Source organism: Phenylobacterium sp., assembly GCF_035276905.1.
In the GTDB taxonomy this organism is placed as follows: domain Bacteria; phylum Pseudomonadota; class Alphaproteobacteria; order Caulobacterales; family Caulobacteraceae; genus Phenylobacterium.
Window position 1 is genome coordinate 1 of the sequence record NZ_DATELG010000104.1, and the last position, 2,107, is coordinate 2,107.

Consider the following 2,107-nt stretch of genomic DNA (forward strand, 5'->3'; position numbering starts at 1 on the left):
GGCAGGCCGCAGGCCATGGTCGCCAGATTGCCGGAGCAGGAGAACATCTGGGTCTCCCGCATCATAAAATGCCGCGCGATCCAAGTGGTGACGGTGCCGGAGTCGGTGGCGACGATCGCATCGTTCGCCAGCAGTTTGTTCAGCTCGTGGGCGACGACCTGCGGCTTCATGGGCTTGTCCTGGACCGTGCCGCGGTCCTCCATCAGCGCAAGCCATTCCGCGACGGCCTTTTGCGCCTTTTCGAGGAAGCCGCGGTCCTGGCGGTGCTGAAGCTTCGGCAGCAGCAGGTCGAGCGTGGTCTCGCAGTCGCCGACCAGGCCCACCTCGACGGGGTAGCGCAAGCCTACGCGCTCGGGGGCGAGCTCTATCTGCACCGCCTTGGCGGCCCCCGGCTTGGGATAGAACTCGATGTAAGGGAAGCTGCTGCCGACGATCAGCAGGCCGTCGCAGCCTTCGAGCGCCTCCTGGGACGGCTTGGTGCCGAGAAGACCGACGCCGCCGGTGCAGTTGGGATGGTCGTCGGCCAGCGCGCCCTTGCCTAAGAGCGCCTTGCCGACCGGCGCGCCGAGGCGGTCGGCGACCGCGCCCAGGGCGCGATGGCAGCCCAGCGCGCCGCGGCCGGCCAGGATGAACGGCTTGGAGCAGCCGTTGAGGACGTCCGCCGCCCGGTCCAGCTCCGCCTCAATGGGCCTTGGCCGCGCGCCGGCGCGGACCTCGGAGGCGTGGTGCGCCACGTTGCGCTTGGAGCGAAGGTCCTTGGCCAACGGCTCGTCCTGGATATCGACCGGCAGGGTGATGTGCGCCACGCCGCGCCGTGCGAGCGCGGTCCGGATCGCCAGTTCCGCCACGTTCTCGACGTGGGCCGCGCCCATCACGCGGGCGTTGTAGACCGTCACGTCCATGAACAGCTTGTCGAGCTCGACGTCCTGCTGGGTGTGGGTGTCGACGAGATCGTGGAACTGCAGCCCCGTGATGGCGAGCACAGGCTGGCCGTCCAGTTTGGCGTCGTAGAGCCCATTGAGCAGATGGATTCCGCCGGGCCCGGAGGTTGCGACACAGACTCCGAGCTTGCCCGTCCATTTGGCGTAGCCGCAGGCCATGAAGGCCGCCGCCTCCTCGTGACGGGTCTGGACGAAGCGGATCTCGTCACGTCGCCGACGAAACGCCTCGATGACGCCGTTCACTCCGTCGCCGGGAATGCCGAAAACCGTATCGACCCGCCAGTTGATCAGCGTTTGGATAAGCACGTCGGCTGCGGTCATGCTGCCCATGACGGACCCCTCTCGCTGCACGCGAATAGCTCGTGCCGGCATATAATCCGCGCCTCATTGGCCTGTTCCCGGCGGCCGGGACTCCCTTCACCGCCGGATGGCCTCGTCGATCGCCGGCAGGCCGATCAGCAGGGCGAGGAACAGGAGCCCGACCAGGGCGGCCAGCCGCGTGATCCCACCTTCGCGGCGCAGCTCCATGAAGACCCAGACGATCAGCCCGGCCTTAGCGGCGGCGATCGCCAGGCTCGCGGGCAGCCGCCAGACGCCCATGGGTGCGAAGCTGAGCGCGACGGTCAGCGTCAGCAGCGCGGCCAGCGCCGCCCAGACCAGGACCAGCTTCAGGCCCTCGCCGCGCATCACGGCCTCGCCAGATAGAGCAGTGGGAACAGGAACACCCAGATCACGTCCACGAGGTGCCAGTAGAGGCCGACCAGGTGGACAGTCTCCGCGCGCCCCGGCAGCGGCAGGCGGCCTCGCGCAGCTCCCAAGCCGGCGCCAGTCAGCAGCACGACGCCGGCGCTGACGTGAAGCGCGTGCAGGATGGTGGCGACATAGTAGAGGCCGATGAAGAGCTGAGCCGGGCTGGATCCGAGCGGCGAGGGCGCTCCAGTGAGCGACGCCAGCCCCTCGTCGTAATCTATGCGGTACTCGACGCCCTTTAGGACGAGGAACAGGACCCCGAGCGCGGCGGCGGCCAGCAGGCCTTGGGTCGCACCTCGCAGCCGGCCGTTGCGGGCGGCGAGGCCGGCCAGGGCGACACACAGGCTGGAGGTGAGCAGGATTCCGGTGTTGGCGGTTCCGATCGCTAGGCTCAGGTGCTGGCTGGCTGCCGCCGC

General features: G+C 68.7%; 3 protein-coding genes. All 3 read right to left on the reverse strand.

The annotated features are described in order from the left end of the window. Positions 1-1,271, reverse strand: a 1,271-nt coding sequence (locus VJS38_RS04505; protein ID WP_324086955.1) for a thiamine pyrophosphate-binding protein, incomplete at its 3' end; no start/stop codon positions are given. Positions 1,272-1,358: 87 nt separating this feature from the next. After that, positions 1,359-1,628 (reverse strand): cytochrome C oxidase subunit IV family protein, encoded by a 270-nt coding sequence (locus VJS38_RS04510; RefSeq protein ID WP_324086956.1) that lies wholly within the window; start codon positions 1,626-1,628, stop codon positions 1,359-1,361. After that, positions 1,628-2,107: cytochrome c oxidase subunit 3 (locus tag VJS38_RS04515; protein WP_324086957.1), on the reverse strand; the 480-nt coding region annotated here is incomplete at its 5' end. The genes VJS38_RS04515 and VJS38_RS04510, both read right to left, overlap by 1 nt.